The sequence below is a fragment of the Ruegeria meonggei genome (assembly GCF_900172215.1).
Classification (GTDB): Bacteria; Pseudomonadota; Alphaproteobacteria; order Rhodobacterales; family Rhodobacteraceae; genus Ruegeria; species Ruegeria meonggei.
The window spans coordinates 41396-56592 of sequence record NZ_FWFP01000018.1; the positions used below are offsets into that span (position 1 = coordinate 41396).

The window sequence follows — 15197 nt, forward strand, 5'->3', positions numbered from 1 at the left end:
TCATGCACGGCATTTCCGATAGCGAAAAGCTCCCAACAATTTCAGACTACTACAGCGCCTCACAATTGAGGGCGGATAGGTGGAGCGCGCTACGGGAAACCGCTGAATCTCTGGACCGCGACGGTGACGAAAAACATCGTGTACGCGCCCTGCAACTGATGCAGGCGCTGGCGCCGATCGAGATGTATTTCGCCTTTCCCGGTGGATCCGCCTTTGATTACCTGCGCCGGTTGCTTGAGCATGGCAATTTCACCGATTTCTCAACCGCAGTGCGCCGGGTGGCGCGCGCGTTGACCTCCGGAGCCTATCGCCGTCGTTCGATTCCACTGATCGCGGATGAGACTGAAGGCGACGAATTCGAAGACGAGTCGACCCAAACCCACGAAGCCCGCGCATTGGGGCGGCCGTATTTCGAGGTGATGATCGTCGACAATGTCAACGAGCAGCAGGAAAAATTCTTACAAACCAGCCTGCAACGCATGCGCCGCAGCGAAGACCCGTTCATCTATGAGACTGTCGTTGTGCCCAGTGTCGAAGATGCGTTGATCGGGGTTCTGTTCAATCAGAATGTGCAGGCTGTCATCGTCCGCCCGGGTTTGGGGCTGAAGTCCAAGAACGAAACCAATGTTCTTGGCCGCTACATGAGCCTCTATGGCGAAGGGGCCGACCTCGAGGAGTTGACACCATCGGAATACGGGCCCGAAACCTGCCGCCGTATCGGGATGTTACGCCCGGAACTGGATGCCTATCTGATCACCGACCGGTCTGCCGAAGACATCGCCGTGCTTGACCTGGGCCTGTGCCGGCGCGTGTTCTACAATCAGGAAGATTTTCTGGAGCTGCATCTCAACATCCTGCGGGGTGTGCAGCGTCGCTATAAAACACCGTTCTTCACCGCACTAAAGGAATACTCCAAGCAGCCGACGGGCGTGTTTCATGCAATGCCGATCAGCCGTGGTAAATCGATCAGCCGCAGTCATTGGATTCAGGATATGGGGGCGTTTTACGGCTCGAACATCTTCATGGCCGAAACCTCCGCCACGTCCGGTGGTCTGGATTCACTGCTGGAGCCACGTGGTCCGATCAAAGAGGCGCAGGAAGCCGCCGCCCGCGCTTTCGGTTCCAAACAGACGTTCTTTGCCACTAACGGCACCTCAACCTGCAACAAGATTGTTGTGCAGGCATTGGTGAAGCCCGGAGACATCGTGCTGGTCGACCGCGATTGCCATAAATCGCATCATTACGGCATGGTTCTGGCTGGTGCGAGCGTGGTCTATATGGACAGCTATCCGCTGCACGAATACTCGATGTACGGCGCGGTTCCGATCCGCGAAATCAAGCATAAGCTTTTGGCCCTGAGGGCTGAGGGTAAGCTGGACCGAGTTCGGATGGTGCTGCTGACTAACTGCACCTTTGACGGCATTGTCTATAACGTCCAGCGGGTGATGCAGGAATGTTTGGCGATCAAGAAAGACCTCGTGTTCCTGTGGGACGAAGCATGGTTTGCCTATGCAAGGTTCGCCCCCAATTCGCGGGTGCGTACTGCGATGCGGTCGGCCAATATCCTGCGTGAAGAGTTCCGGACACCGGAACATGCCGAGGCCTATAACGCCCAACAGGCAATACTGGAAGGCGCCGATGACGATGTTTGGCTTAACACTCGTCTTATCGCGCCGCCCAATGCACGGGTACGGGTTTACGCCACGCAATCCACCCATAAGACGCTGACGTCTCTGCGTCAGGGATCAATGATTCACGTCAACGATCAGCGCTTTAAGGGAGCGGTCGAAGAGGCGTTCCACGAAGCTTACATGACACATACGTCCACTTCGCCGAACTATCAGATCATCGCCTCTCTCGATGTCGGGCGCAGACAGGTTGAGCTTGAGGGCTTTGAATTTGTCCAGCGGCAGGTGGAAAGCGCCATGGCAATCCGAAGGGCGGTGTCGACACATCCGCTGCTGAAGAAATATTTCAAACTGGTAACTGCAGGCGACATGATTCCCGAGGAATATCGTGAAAGTGGGATGAAGAGCTATTTCGACCCCGATCAGGGCTGGGCAGATGTCTGGGATTCCTGGTCACGTGACGAGTTCGTGTTGGATGCCACCCGTATCACGCTGCATGTGGGTGCCACCGGATGGGACGGCGACACGTTCAAGACAAAGATACTGATGGACAAGTACGGCATCCAAATCAACAAGACCTCGCGCAACACTGTGCTGTTCATGACCAATATCGGCACAACGCGCAGTTCCGTTGCGTATTTGATTGAGGTTCTGGTTGAGATCGCCAAAGAGCTGGACGATCTTATGGATGATGCATCCAGGATGGAAAAACTGGCCTTTGACAAGCGTGTCAAAAATCTGGTTGAAAATGTTCCGCCGCTGCCCGATTTCAGCAGGTTCCACGATGCGTTCCGCTGTGAAAAAGGCACCGAAGCGGGCAACATTCGCAGGGCCTTCTTCCTGTCGTATGACGAGGATAACTGTGACTATGTCGAGCCGGACAAGGGCATGTTGGACAGATTGGAAGCGGGCGAAGAACTTGTCTCTGCCACCTTCGTCATCCCCTATCCGCCCGGCTTTCCCATATTGGTGCCGGGGCAGGTCATAAGCCCAGAGATTCTAAGATTCATGCAAGCGCTGGACGTCTCGGAAATCCACGGATTCCGCGCTGATCTTGGCCTGCGCATTTTTACCGAAGACGCTTTGAAATCAGTCAAGAACCCCTAAGGGGCCAGGGAGGACAACAAACATGCCAAAGAAGGTGCTCAAGAACATCTCGGAAATCCGCCGGTACTTCCACACCAACAAGGATCCGGTCTATTTCGTGTCGGCGACCAATTTCAACCTGTTGGGGTTGGACGAATGGGTGATGAATTTCACCTATATCTGCTACATGGATTGCTTTGATGGTCGACATCCGAACGTGTTCGTGCCTTCAGAAATGCCGCATGACGAGTTCCAGTCGATCGAAGACATTAACAACTATCTGTTGCAGCACAAAGAAGTCATCGACCTGATCAAACGGCGCGGCGGGAAACCGAAGTTTGTCTTCCTGATGTTCGATGAGACCACCGAGAAACTGGTCAAAGATCTGGGTGGTCAGCTCTGGTTTCCCAAAGCCAAGCTGCGCACCAAATGCGACAACAAGATCGAGACCGTGCGCATCGGCAACAAGGCGGGCGTACCGTCCGTGCCAAATACTCTGAGCGTCGTCAAAAGCTATGATCATCTGCAAAAGATCTGCGACAAGGCCGGGCTGGGCCATGATCTGGTGCTGCAATCCGCCTTCGGCGACAGTGGCCACACAACGTTTTTCATCAAGTCAGAGGGTGATTTCAACAAACACAAAGATGAGATCATTGGCGAAGGCGAAATCAAGATCATGAAACGGATCGATTGTCGCGGCGCGGCGATCGAAGCCTGTGCCACATCTGAAGGCACCATCGTTGGTCCGCTGATGACCGAACTTGTGGGCTTTAATGAACTGACCCCCTATCGCGGTGGTTGGTGTGGCAATGAAATCTTCTCAACTGCGTTCCCACCCAAAGCCCGCGAACAGGCGCGGCAACTGACATTCCAATTCGGGGAAGAGCTACGCAAGTCCGGCTATCGCGGTTACTTCGAACTCGATTTCCTGATCGACAAAAAAACTGACGAGCTATGGCTGGGCGAGCTGAACCCGCGCATCACCGGGGCCAGTTCGATGACCAACCATGCGGCCTTTGCTCATGCGGATGCGCCACTGTTTTTGTTTCACTTGCTGGAGTTCAGCAAGAAACCCTTCAAGCTGGATGTTGAGGAACTCAATGCCCGTTGGGCTGACCCGGACATGATCGACAGTTGGTCGCAGATGGTGATCAAGCACACCGATGATAGCGTGGATCGCATCACCCAGGCCCCGCAATCGGGCATCTACAAGATGCTGGAAGATGGCCGCGTAGTGTTTGACCGGTTCGATTATCACCGCCGCGCGGTGGGTGAGAATGAGGCGTTTTTCCTGCGTATCTCGAATGTCGGCGATTATCGCTATGAGGGCGCCGATCTGGGCATTCTGGTGACGCGCGGTCGATCGATGACTAAAGGCTTCAAACTGACCGACAAATCGAAAAAGTGGATTCACGGCATCAAGTCGGCTTACGCGGCGGAACCGCTGCCTGCGGCGCAGCCGATGGAAGACCCTGCGTTCAAAATTATGTAGAAAGCCCCATGGCGCTTGTTTTTCGCTCAATTGACGAGGAACAGCCCGGTCCAAAGCTGGCCGAGCTGTTTGCCGAATACTGGCCCGCCTACCGCAAATGGTGGGCGCAAGAGGGGTATTCGGCCCGCCCGACCTATCGCGAGTGTCTGCGCGCGTTGGAACGTCATATGCCTGAGATTCTACCTCTGTATGAGCAGGTGGTTGAACTTGTGGGTGGCAGCGACAGCCAGGCACGGTTCCTCAGCTTTTACTGCCCACCCAAATACCTGTCTGGTTGCAGTCAAGCGATCTGGCGCGGCAAGACACCAATATTAGTACGCAACTATGACTATCACCCAAGAACATTTGACGCCGCCTTGTTGAAAACCCGATGGGACAGGCGCGGTGTGATCGGGATGAGCGACGGAGTTCTGGGCCTGCTTGATGGGATCAACGATGCTGGTCTGACCGTCTCGCTGACCTTCGGCGGACGCCCCGAGGTGGGCGACGGGTTCGGCGTGCCGCTGATCCTGCGCTATGTGCTGCAGACCTGCCAAACCACGGTAGAGGCGGTGGACTGCCTGTGCCGTATCCCCTGCCACATGAGCTATAACGTCACCGTTCTGGATGCGAAATACAATCACAGCACGGTCTACGTTGCGCCCGACCGGCACCCGCAGATCTCGGACCTGCCCGTGGCCACGAACCATCAGGGCCATGTTGAATGGTCACAGCACGCCCGGTTTACCGCGACTGTTGAGCGAGAGAGGTTTCTTTTAAACCGCCTCAATCATCACCCGGAGAGCGAACAGCGCTTCATTGATGCTTTTCTGCGTCCTCCGCTTTATTCAACTGCATTTAAGTCGGGGTTCGGTACACTCTACACTGCCGCCTACCGACCAGCCAAAAGACAACTTGAGCTATTGTGGCCAGGTGCAAGTTGGAATTTCTCGTTCGATAGTTTCAGTGAAAGTGAACGCAGTATTTGGCTACCTGAACAGGAACTACTGTAAGAGTAGCAGTGTCCGTCATCAGGGTTTTTGCGACGCAACCGTTAAAACCGCTAGGAGTTCCGCGATTTCTCGCCAGCCTAGTGTCACCGCGAGCTTCAAAGCCCGGAAGTTGTTGGTGTTCGACCTATGCCCAACCGTAGCGATTGTGAAAATTGGGTTCAATCGTTCAGCAGTTTGTTGCAACCAAGCAGAATCCTATGATCAGAGGTATGTTAATACTTAACTCAAGTAATGCCTCGTTTTCTTTAACCATTCGTTATTCAAATCATCGGAGATCAAACTAATTTCCGTCAATCTGCCAATGTGACAGCATCAGAACCCATCGTAAGAATCTTACGACCATCCGAGGTCGGCTCTGAGCTCAGTTCGCGGATGCTGCATTATTATGGCACGACTACAGCGCATTACGAAGCTGACATTGACGTAAGCATCTTACGCAGGCATCGTTCTCTCCGTGGTTGCAACTGGTCTTGAGCGGTTTAGTTGCTTTTCTAGGATCTGATTAGTCTACCAAAGCGGTGCCATGCTTGTGGGCGCTCAAATAACTAACGAGATTACATGGTTGGGCTCGACACATGCAACTGAATTCACGTCTTCTCGAGTGTTTCCACGCTACGATGATGATCAGCCCCACCTAAGTGGTCCAGTTTGAATGTTAGTGCATGATGGGCCTGGTTTCCATTGGGACGATGGTTTTCGGGGCCGGTGGGCGGTAGCCCAGAGCACTGTGAGGGCGTTTGGTGTTGTAGTGTTTCCTCCATTGTTCGATCAGGATTTGTGCCTCCCGCAAGCTGTAGAATACCTCGCCATTCAGCAGTTCATCTCTGAACCGGGCGTTGAAGCTCTCGCAGTATCCGTTCTCCCAAGGTGATCCCGGCTCAATGTAGGCAGTCCTGGCACCGGCCGCTGCAATCCAATCTTGGACGGCCTGAGAATGAACTCAGGGCCATTGTCTGATCGGATGTAGGCAGGCACGCCTCGCAGGGTAAACAGGTCCGTTAGTGCGTCTATAACCTCGGTCGAGTTCAGCTTCCGCTTCACCCGGATCGCCAGGCATTCCCGGCTGTATTCATCCAGGACATTCAGAGTCCGGAACGCATTCCCGTCATCCGTCCGGTGGTGCACGAAGTCGTAGGACCAGACGTGGTCACGATACTCCGGCCGCAGCCGAACACACGAGCCGTCGTTCAGCCAGAGCCGCCCTTTCTTCGGCTGTTTCATTGGCACTTTAAGCCCTTCACGTCGCCATAGACGTTCGACACGCTTGTCGTTCACCAACCAGCCCGCATCCCGCAGCATTGCGGCAATCCGGCGATACCCGTATCGACCATATTGGCGCGTCAGCTCGATCATGTCAGACACCAGGCGGTCTTCGTCAGCACGTCCAACTGGCAACCGCCTCTGCGTGGAACGGTGCTGACCCAGAACACGGCAGACCCGCCGTTCAGACACCCGCATCTCGTTGCGAATGTGATCAATGCAAGCCCGGCGACGTGACGGGCTCAGTAGTTTCCCCGTGCAGCCTCAGACAGGATCAGCTTGTCCAAAGTCAGATCCGATACCGCCCGGCGCAATCGGTCATTCTCCTTTTGAAGGCGCTTTAGTTCTTTCAGTTGGTCGGTTCCCATGCCGCCATATTGCTTGCGCCAGCGGTAAAACGTCTGCTCGGTTATCTGCACCTGGCGGATAGCATCAACACGTGGCATCCCTTGGCCGCACAGCACCTCAACCTGCCGTAACTTCGTGACAATCTCTTCCGGCTTGTGTCGCTTGTTTCCCATCTTTGATTCTCCGCATCCTAACTATAGGGGCGGACCAATTCTGTGGGGGAGGATCAATTCCACCTGCGACAACCGGCGTGGGTTCCGTGGCGATCCGTCTGCTCCGCGTGAAAAGCGTTGACCTGGGCGCTTTCAGCTTTGCTAGCAAAGAGGGCGCACTAGCTGAAAGCAACGATCACAGCGCGCTTGAAAATGCTCGGGCTGCTCTAGCAGCGGGCACAATGAGCTTTGACGAGCTGGCCGACCTTTCGATGCAGAGCAAATGGAACGTGATTATTGCGGGCGGTACATCGTCGGGCAAAACCACTGTTTTGAATGCAATGTTGAAGCGCGTCGATCCAGGCGAACGGATCGTGACGATTGAGGAAGTGGCAGAGCTGGACATCGAGCAACCAAACTCGGTTGACTTGCTTGCTGATCGTTCCGAAGAAAATGGGCCTCGATCCCCGACGAAACTGCTTGAATCTGCGCTTCGCCTCCGGCCTGATCGGCTGGTTTGCGGGGAAATCCGGGGCGACGACGCGAATATGTTCTTGGAGCTGGTGAACACCGGCCACGATGGATCTGTCTGCACCATGCACGCAAACTCGCCCGTTGATGCCATTGGGCGCATGAGCAAAATGGTGCGGCGCGGATCTCCGACTGTCCAAAAGTCAGAGGTGGTTGATGACATCAGAGCCACCATTCACATGATCGTTCACATGAAGAAAATCGGAGACGAGCGGAAGGTCAACGGCGTGATTTTCCGGCCCCTGATGACCGCTGACCAACTTATCTGAAGGAGTCAAAAGATGAAGAAATTTGAGTATCGAGACGTGCCCTTTTCGGAGCATGACGACGCGAAAGTAAAGTTCGCAAAGCTGGGGAATGAAGGTTGGGGAATGGTCGGTGTCGCCCGCGCTGAATTTGGCCTTGTGTGCTTTTTCAAGCGTGAGCTGACGGATGGCTGAGTTTCAGGATCTCCCAAAAGGCAAGAAGGTAGCGATAGCCGGCACAATGGGCTTTATCGCTACTTCAGCCTGTGCGGTGTTGGTGGTCGGCCTGGACATCGAATACCTCAACACGAAAGGATTCCGGGGGCTGCACATCTGGGCAATCCCGGAAAAGCTCATGGCACGGCCTGCAGAAGAACAACAGGTCATCGGGCTTGTGGCTGTTGTGGCCGTCTGCGTTCTGACCTTTGCGTTTGTGGCCGCTGCTTTGCGCGGCCCCTCGACCAAATACGGGGATGCGGTTTTTGCGAAAGCGCCTCAGCTCGTCACAGAAGGATACGCGGCACCTCTGAAGCTGAAATCAAAACTGGACAGTGAAATCGTCTTTGCCAAATTCGGGCCACCAAAAGAGAAAAACGCGATTTTCTATAAGCCCGGTCCAAGCGTACAGAAACCACATGCGATGTTCATTGCTCCGTCTGGCTCGGGTAAAACAAGCGGCTTTGTGATCCCCGACATTCTGCGTTTCAACGGCTCCTGCGTTGTTCTGGACATCAAAGGCGAGATATTCCAAGCGACCGGCGCACGGCGGGCAACAATGGGGGATGAGGTCTTTGTTTTCGACCCTGAGAACCCAGAAAAAAGCCACAGCTATAACCCGCTGAGGCGCGCAGCTCGCGCAGACAATCTGGATCGGCGTTGGGAAGAAGTAATTCAGGTCGCAACGCAGATGTTCGACACGCCCAGCTCGTCCGCTCAGGGTTTTTTGGGCGGCGTCGAAGGCATGTTCTGCGCAATGGCAATGTTGGCAATCAAGCGGAACCGTCCGTACATTTCCGAGATCCTGCGCCTGGTCAAAACGACCAAGCAAAAGGATTATGAAAAGATGGCCGAAGAAGTAGGCTATGCCCGGGCAGCAGATGAGTTCCTGAATCTCGCAGCCGAAGAATCCAAAATCCTCCGGTCAACGATTTCGGTTATGAACAACTCCGGCCTTCAGCTCTGGCGCAACCCGTCTGTGGCAAGGGCGACGCAGGGCAATGACATCAACTTTGAAGATCTGCGTCGGCGCCCCACCTCGATCTACTTTTCTGTGCCGGGGAAAAAGGTCAAAGAATTCCGGACACTCATTCGCCTGTTCTTCCTCGATCTGGTGAACACAATCGAAACCCACGAACCGGGCCCAGATGAGCCGTTCAAGGTTTTGATGCTGCTCGATGAGTTTCAGCGTCTCGGCCACCTTGAGCGCGTCGTTGAAGCATATGACACCATGCGATCGTTCGGCGGTCGGATCATCGTGATTTCGCAAACGCTGTCGCGCCTGCAGGACATTTATGGGCACGAGGGCGTCCGGGCGATGCTGGCAAACGCCGGAACGCAGATGTTTGCGGCCTCCGAAGACTCTGAGGTGCGTGAACATGTGTCCAGGTCCATCGGTGACAAAACCGTCATGAGCAAATCAAAGTCACGGGCGCTGGGTAAAATGGAAATGGGCAGCATATCAGAGCGTGAAGAAGGCATTCGTCTGCTCAGGCCGGAACACGTTGGCCGACTGCCTGAAAGTGAGGTTGTGCTGATCCGCGAGGGTAAGATGCCGGTGATTGCAAACAAGATCAGGTACTTTGAAGATCCCTATTTCATGCAGTTCTTGGGTGGCGAAAGTCCGAAGATCAAAGGCACACACCTCGATCTGGCTGTAGAGCAAGCCAGGGACACGGCAAAGGTGCTGGCTGATGCGAAACCGGCCCCTGCCCCGGTGAAAGAGGTTTCGGAAAAAGATCAGGAACTTCAGGCGGCGTTTGATGCGCAGCGCACAGTAGCCAAAAGAAAAAGCCGGTCCGCAAAAGACATGGCGGTGGAGAAGTTGGCGACACAACCGTCGAGCCCAGTCGGAAACGCGCAGCACTCCAGTTGAAGGCGTAGATGCCCATCATCGAGCACGAGCTGCGACTGCGCTTCGATGTATAGGTATATTATTTTTGACTCTGTGTATAATATTTCATACAAGGCGTAAACAATAATCGACTCACCAGAAGTGTCCTGTCCAAAAGGGATTTCAGAAATGACCTACCAAGATCGCAATACCGTCGTCTCGATCTTCGTGAACCTCGCCGTTAGTGCATTTGTTGTTTCACGGCTTCTGGATATGAATGCCTCTGGATTGTTTGATGGTCCAGGCGCAGTGAACAACTGGGCCCGCATGGTGATCTGGCTGATCCCCCTGGGCGTCTTTGCCACCATCATCGGCACCATACTGTTCAACATTGGATTTGCGATTGTTACACACGAACCCAAACCCAGCTTCGTCGTTGATGAACGTGACAAGATGTTCGAGCGCCGTGGCAGCTACGCCATCATTATCTTCGCGGGTGCGGGTTTTGTCTCAGCCGTCGTCGCGATGGCTCTCAACGCATCAGCGCTCACCGGCTTCAACATCATCTATTTCGGAATGGCTTTCGGATCCCTGTCAGCAGATATTGTCAAATTTGCTAGCTATCGGCGGGGGTATTGATCCATGGGCAAGCTCAGGATCACCAACAACATTAGACGTCTACGCTTTGACGCTGATGAAATGACGCAAAAGGAACTCGCCGAAAAGGTTGGAGTCACCCGACAAACCATCGTTGCCATCGAAAACGCCAAATATTCACCAACGCTCGAGCTGGCCATCTTGATTTCTCGTGTGTTCGGCGAGCCCCTCGAAAAAGTCTTCGACATCCAAGACGCCAGCTAAATCATCGCGCCTGCTGCACCTTACCAAAGGAATAGATATGTTCATCAACCCTCCTCGGTTCTGGAATCTGATGGCGCGCTCCTATGCCCGCCGTCCGGTTCAAAACCAAGCCGCGTATGAGTACAAACTGAACATTACTTCGAGACACCTGTCCCCCCAAGACCGCGTCCTAGAATTCGGTTGTGGCACAGGTACGACGGCGCTCATTCACGCCCCAAAAGTCGCCCATATCGACGCCATCGACTATTCCTCCGAAATGATCTCAATCGCCCAGGAAAAGGCCAAAGTGCAGGGCATCAAGAACGTCAACTTTGAAGTCAGCGCATTTGATTGCTGGCCTATCCCAGTGAGCGGTCAACAATATGATGCCGTGTTGGCTATGTCGATCTTACACCTTGTCCTGGACCTTGACGCGACACTGGATCGCGTTCGCAGTTCCTTGAAAGAAGGTGGTCTGTTCTTCAGCTCGACGGTCTGCCTGGAAGGTCTCGAGAAGTTCGTCATACCAGCTCTCGGGACCATCGGCCTATTGCCCAAGATCCGCGTCCTGACGCAAGAAATCCTTGTCGAGCGTGTGCAAGCTCATGGGTTCGAAATTGAACAAAAGTGGCGTCCCGAAACGGGTTCGACTGCTTTCATCATCGCAAGGAACAGCGGTTAGTTCGTTCGACATCTGACAACACTAACCCAGCCGTTCACGCACGCCGCAGAGAACGGCTGGAGAGCGCCCTTCCTGTGAATTCGTTTTTCGCGCTGCGAGCGCTCGCAGCACGGATTTTGCCGCGCAGGCATCATCTTTAGCGCGGCAATGCAGTGTTACAGCCGCCATTCGTGTCGGGTGCAGCAAGATTTCGCCAGGCAAGGAACGAGTCGCGGGACAAAGGGTAAATTCACCGCGTTTGCGCCAAGGTCTGCAATATCGAATAACCGACCGCATAATCGATGTGCGGCACCTACCAGAAACCGGTTCAGCGGACCACGTGGACAGAACAATTGGCGTGGTGAACGACCCGGTTCGCAGTCGACCCAATAAAAATGTTCTCGATCCCCGGCTTGTGTGAGGCCAGCACTATGCAATCGATGTCATTTTCATTTGCGAAATCAACGATCGCTCGGCCAGCGCTCCCCGAGATAAGCCGCGGTTTCGCACCCGGTAGCTCTGCAGCGTTCCGATGTAAGCCCTCCTGAAGCTCTTTTCGCGTGTTTGCCAGAACTTCCTCGGGTATCTGGGATGCCACATATGCAGGGATCGGCTCCTGCACATGGAGCACTGTGAATTCCGCATCGGCATTCGCTAGCAAACGAGCAGCTTCAAAAGAGGCCTGTGTATCGTGATCTTTGTCCAGCGCGACTGGAATCAGAATGTTCTTATACATGTTAGTGACCTTCGATTGCTCCAGCTACGATCATTCCGGCCTCCGCGGTGATACGGCACTCTAAACCGGTTCGGATTTCGAAGACTTACCCGCTTTCTTTGCTGTGCTTGCAACATCATCTATTGTTTTTTCCACAGCTTCGGCTTCGGTTTCCGCTGCATATGCTACACATCGGGCAACTGTTTCGAACCATTCCTGAGCGTCAGCCACGAGGCGTTCGGCTGAATGCTTCTGCCAGTCTGCTATGGATTGCAGTGCTTTCGCCGGATCAGCCGGGTCTGCAGCAGACGCCGAGCGCGCAGCTTCTAGCGCGGTTCGAACAGCCTCGTGACGCCTCTCAAACCAATGTTGAGCAAAGGCCTCTGTCTCTTTCAGTGATTTCTCCTGCGTGTCCCAGAATTGCTCAAGCTGAGCGCCTAAAAACGGATTGGCCGTAGTAGTCGGCTGCATCTGCTTGAAAACATCGACAAGTGGGTTGGAGTAACTTGATTTTGGCTTCTCTTCAGGCATCGGAGATTCCTCCTCATCTTCCCAATGCTGAATGTTACCAATTCTCGTAGAAAATAACCTTAATGTAGATCAACCGACGTCAACAAACGTGGGCAGTGGTGCTCTACAATCTAATGGCGGCATTTGTACCAACCTACTCGATTTGAATAGACTCCAGATAAAAAATCACATTTGCCAACGGCACACCTGCGAACATCGGCTGGCCGTCAGGCATGGTCAGCGCAACTTTTTGGTCCGAATCCAAAGCTGGTCCAAAAATGGGCATTTCTCCGCCATGCGCGAGCAATGGTGCGCGACCATCAATTTGACGCGCCACCGCCTCAATCGGAAAAACGCCGTCGTTTTGGGCCGCAAGCCTGGTCAAATCAGGCGTCCTTATCGCCAACATCTCCGCCATTGGACCATCTCCTGAGGCTTCGAAACCATGGCATTGCCAGCAATAGGTTCTGTAGAGATTGTGCCCGTTTTGAAGGTCAATATCCTGCGCCAGTGCAGCACTTGCAGCAAATATTGACAAAAGAAGTGCGCGACAAACTGGCATCTGTTCCTCCTCCAAAGTCAGAATTTCGAGTTTAGAATACGCGCTATTGCATGAACGCTTCATTGATCTCGCTCATATTCAGCCTTTGAGTACCAGCTGGAAAAAACCGTAACGAAAGGACGTTCGCTGCAGTTGATTCCGCCTCGCTGATCGGGTCTTAGGCCTAATGATTTAGATCAATGCAAAATGAAGCATTACATAGCAAAGTATGAATGTTTCAGCAGAAGCTCGGCATGAGTGTTGGCGAGCCCCTGGTTTATGCTCGGGGTGCCTGTTCGCGGCACAGCTTCGGTACGCAGGCAATTGTCCATCAAGGAGTGAGGCCAATGCATACAGTTGATCCACCGACACCTAAACTCCGACGCGCGCTTACCACCCCGTTGCTTACGCTTTATGGGCTAGGCGTCACCGTCGGTGCGGGGATCTATGTGCTCGTTGGCGCTACCGCCGAGGTCGCGGGTCCTTATGCAGCAGTTTCGTTTCTTGTTGCAGCGCTTGTCGTTTCGCTGACTGCTTTGTCGTACGCCGAACTCGCGACACGCTTTCCCGTAAGCGCGGGTGAAGCGGCATACGTTGAAGCGGGATTTCAAAGGGGCTGGATGGCGGTTCTAATCGGTCTTGCCGTTGCTGCGTCTGGGATTATTTCAGCCTCCGCTGTTGCGATTGGCGCGGCCTCATACCTTCACACCCTGACGGGGCTTGGCACCGCGTTGCTTACGATCGGCGTTGTGTCGGTCATGGGGCTGATTGCAATCTGGGGCATTACACAATCGGTATTTGTGGCAGCCGTGATCACGGTCATCGAGATCGCGGGGCTTCTTTTTGTGATTGGCTGGGGCATGTCTGTGCAGGAACCGCAAGGTCATGAAATTAGTGAGATGATTCCGGGACTCGAGCTCAGTACCTGGCGCGGTATTATGGCGGCATCTCTGCTGGCTTTTTTTGCCTTTGTCGGCTTTGAGGACATGGCAAACGTCGCCGAAGAGGTAAAAGACCCAACCCACACAATTCCAAAGGCTATCCTTTTGACGCTCGTTCTGGCGACGGGTTTGTATCTGGCGACCTCGATCACGGTCCTGCTCGTTGTTCCTATCGATACCTTGTCGACCTCGGCCGCCCCACTCACGCTGGTTTTCTTCGACGCACCCGAAGTAATCAAACAAGGGTTCGCCGCAGTCGCGGTCGTTGCAACAGTCAATGGCGTCATGATCCAGATGATTATGGCGTCGCGGGTGATCTATGGTCTTGCCGACCGGGATCATCTGCCGAAAATACTGGCGACTGTCCCGCAGGTTACCCAAACACCGGTCGTCGCAACCCTGTTGGTAGTTGCGATAATCCTTCTGCTGACGCAAACTTTGCCAATCGGCATACTAGCGGAACGCACATCCCAGATCGTTTTGGGAGTGTTTGTTCTGGTCAATGTCTCGCTAATCATTCTGAAGTTGAAACCAGCCTCAACCCGGCAACAATTCCAAGTACCTCTTATCGTGCCAATTCTTGGAGTGCTGACCAGCGCTCTGCTTTTTGGTGCCGGATTTCTCTGAGAGGAAAACCGACAGCACAGGGTCATCAGAACGGGGTCCGACAGACGCATGAACACTGATCGACCAACACTTGGAAGGCGGATATGGCAAGTCGTTCGATTGCGCAGGTTGTGGTGTTACTTACGATTGCCGCCGGAGTGCTGGCCCTACCAAACCTTGCTTTGTACTACGGGGTGCATGAATGGACGGCCGCGCGCACAGGTGGCGTTGTGGATGCAAGGTTCATCGCCATTCTTGACACGGCCGTTGAGTCACCGCTGGGTCAGATCGCGATGGTCCCAATGTTGGCCTGGATCGCGCGCAACGCCCCAACACATCTGAATGCCACCTTTTTTGCCGTAATGGCGTCGTTCACCAACATGGCATTGTCGGCAAGCAGCCTTGGAACAAAATATCTGAACCAGATCTTCACCGTTACCCGCGCGGTTACCGATCCCAGAACGGGTACCGTTGCCCCCGTCGCTGACTATAGCCACTTGGGGAGCTTGCTAATTACTGTAGGCTTGATCTCCGTCATCGTTCCACTGGCTGTGATTTTTCTTGTGCAAAACTCGCCTTATCAGACGCGCGATTAAACA

The 15197-nt window shown here is 54.0% G+C and carries 13 protein-coding genes and 2 pseudogenes; 11 read left to right on the plus strand and 4 right to left on the minus strand.

Annotated elements, in window-relative coordinates; genetic code table 11:
• Positions 1–2 precede the first annotated feature (2 nt).
• Genes RUM8411_RS21660 through RUM8411_RS21670 form a run of 3 tightly spaced genes read left to right on the plus strand, consistent with a single transcriptional unit; the run spans position 3 to position 5198 of the window.
• The gene (locus tag RUM8411_RS21660) at positions 3–2735 is read left to right on the plus strand and encodes an aminotransferase class I/II-fold pyridoxal phosphate-dependent enzyme (RefSeq protein ID WP_085824811.1); all 2733 of its coding nucleotides are present in this window, start codon (positions 3–5) and stop codon (positions 2733–2735) included.
• 22 nt (positions 2736–2757) lie between these two features.
• Positions 2758–4206 carry a biotin carboxylase gene (locus RUM8411_RS21665; RefSeq protein ID WP_085824812.1) on the plus strand — a complete coding sequence of 483 codons (1449 nt, stop codon included), beginning with the start codon at positions 2758–2760 and terminating at the stop codon, positions 4204–4206.
• Between the two features lie 8 nt (positions 4207–4214).
• A complete protein-coding gene (locus tag RUM8411_RS21670; protein ID WP_085824813.1) occupies positions 4215–5198 on the plus strand; it encodes a C45 family autoproteolytic acyltransferase/hydrolase in 984 nt (327 codons plus the stop codon).
• A 655-nt stretch (positions 5199–5853) separates the two neighbouring features.
• Here RUM8411_RS21670 and RUM8411_RS21675 read toward each other — a convergent pair.
• Positions 5854–6979, minus strand: a pseudogene (locus RUM8411_RS21675) (IS3 family transposase).
• Positions 6980–7200: 221 nt separating this feature from the next.
• Between RUM8411_RS21675 and RUM8411_RS21680 the strand changes: the two are divergent.
• From RUM8411_RS21680 to RUM8411_RS21700, 6 genes are all read left to right on the plus strand, one after another.
• Positions 7201–7758: a CpaF/VirB11 family protein gene (locus tag RUM8411_RS21680; protein WP_442475985.1), complete on the plus strand. Its 558-nt coding sequence runs from the start codon at positions 7201–7203 to the stop codon at positions 7756–7758.
• Between the two features lie 12 nt (positions 7759–7770).
• Complete coding sequence (locus RUM8411_RS22775; RefSeq protein ID WP_159453951.1) at positions 7771–7929, plus strand: hypothetical protein; 159 nt, start codon at positions 7771–7773, stop codon at positions 7927–7929.
• Positions 7922–9826 carry a type IV secretory system conjugative DNA transfer family protein gene (locus tag RUM8411_RS21685; RefSeq protein WP_085824815.1) on the plus strand — a complete coding sequence of 635 codons (1905 nt, stop codon included), beginning with the start codon at positions 7922–7924 and terminating at the stop codon, positions 9824–9826. Before RUM8411_RS22775 ends, RUM8411_RS21685 begins: the two co-directional genes overlap by 8 nt.
• Before the next feature lie 147 nt (positions 9827–9973).
• Entirely contained in the window at positions 9974–10423 is a 450-nt protein-coding gene (locus tag RUM8411_RS21690; protein ID WP_085824816.1) for a hypothetical protein, read from the plus strand.
• Positions 10424–10426: 3 nt separating this feature from the next.
• Positions 10427–10645, plus strand: coding sequence for a helix-turn-helix transcriptional regulator (locus RUM8411_RS21695; protein ID WP_085824817.1), 219 nt, complete (start codon positions 10427–10429; stop codon positions 10643–10645).
• A gap of 37 nt (positions 10646–10682) precedes the next feature.
• The gene (locus RUM8411_RS21700; RefSeq protein WP_085824818.1) at positions 10683–11306 is read left to right on the plus strand and encodes a class I SAM-dependent methyltransferase; all 624 of its coding nucleotides are present in this window, start codon (positions 10683–10685) and stop codon (positions 11304–11306) included.
• Positions 11307–11613: 307 nt separating this feature from the next.
• Here RUM8411_RS21700 and RUM8411_RS21705 read toward each other — a convergent pair whose 3' ends face one another.
• The 3 genes from RUM8411_RS21705 to RUM8411_RS21715 all read right to left on the minus strand — a co-directional run bounded on the left by RUM8411_RS21705 (position 11614) and on the right by RUM8411_RS21715 (position 13135).
• Positions 11614–12021: a universal stress protein gene (locus RUM8411_RS21705; RefSeq protein WP_085824819.1), complete on the minus strand. Its 408-nt coding sequence runs from the start codon at positions 12019–12021 to the stop codon at positions 11614–11616.
• A gap of 60 nt (positions 12022–12081) precedes the next feature.
• On the minus strand, positions 12082–12531 hold the full coding sequence (locus tag RUM8411_RS21710; RefSeq protein ID WP_085824820.1) for a phasin family protein: 450 nt from the start codon (positions 12529–12531) through the stop codon (positions 12082–12084).
• A gap of 133 nt (positions 12532–12664) precedes the next feature.
• Positions 12665–13135, minus strand: a complete 471-nt coding sequence (locus RUM8411_RS21715; protein ID WP_085824821.1) for a c-type cytochrome — start codon at positions 13133–13135, stop codon at positions 12665–12667.
• A 149-nt stretch (positions 13136–13284) separates the two neighbouring features.
• Between RUM8411_RS21715 and RUM8411_RS21720 the strand changes: the two genes are divergently transcribed.
• Both RUM8411_RS21720 and RUM8411_RS21725 read left to right on the plus strand, forming a co-directional pair.
• Positions 13285–14619 (plus strand): APC family permease, encoded by a 1335-nt coding sequence (locus RUM8411_RS21720; protein ID WP_085824822.1) that lies wholly within the window; start codon positions 13285–13287, stop codon positions 14617–14619.
• An 83-nt stretch (positions 14620–14702) separates the two neighbouring features.
• A pseudogene (locus RUM8411_RS21725) lies at positions 14703–15194 on the plus strand (hypothetical protein); the annotation flags it as partial.
• Between the last annotated feature and the right edge of the window lie 3 nt (positions 15195–15197).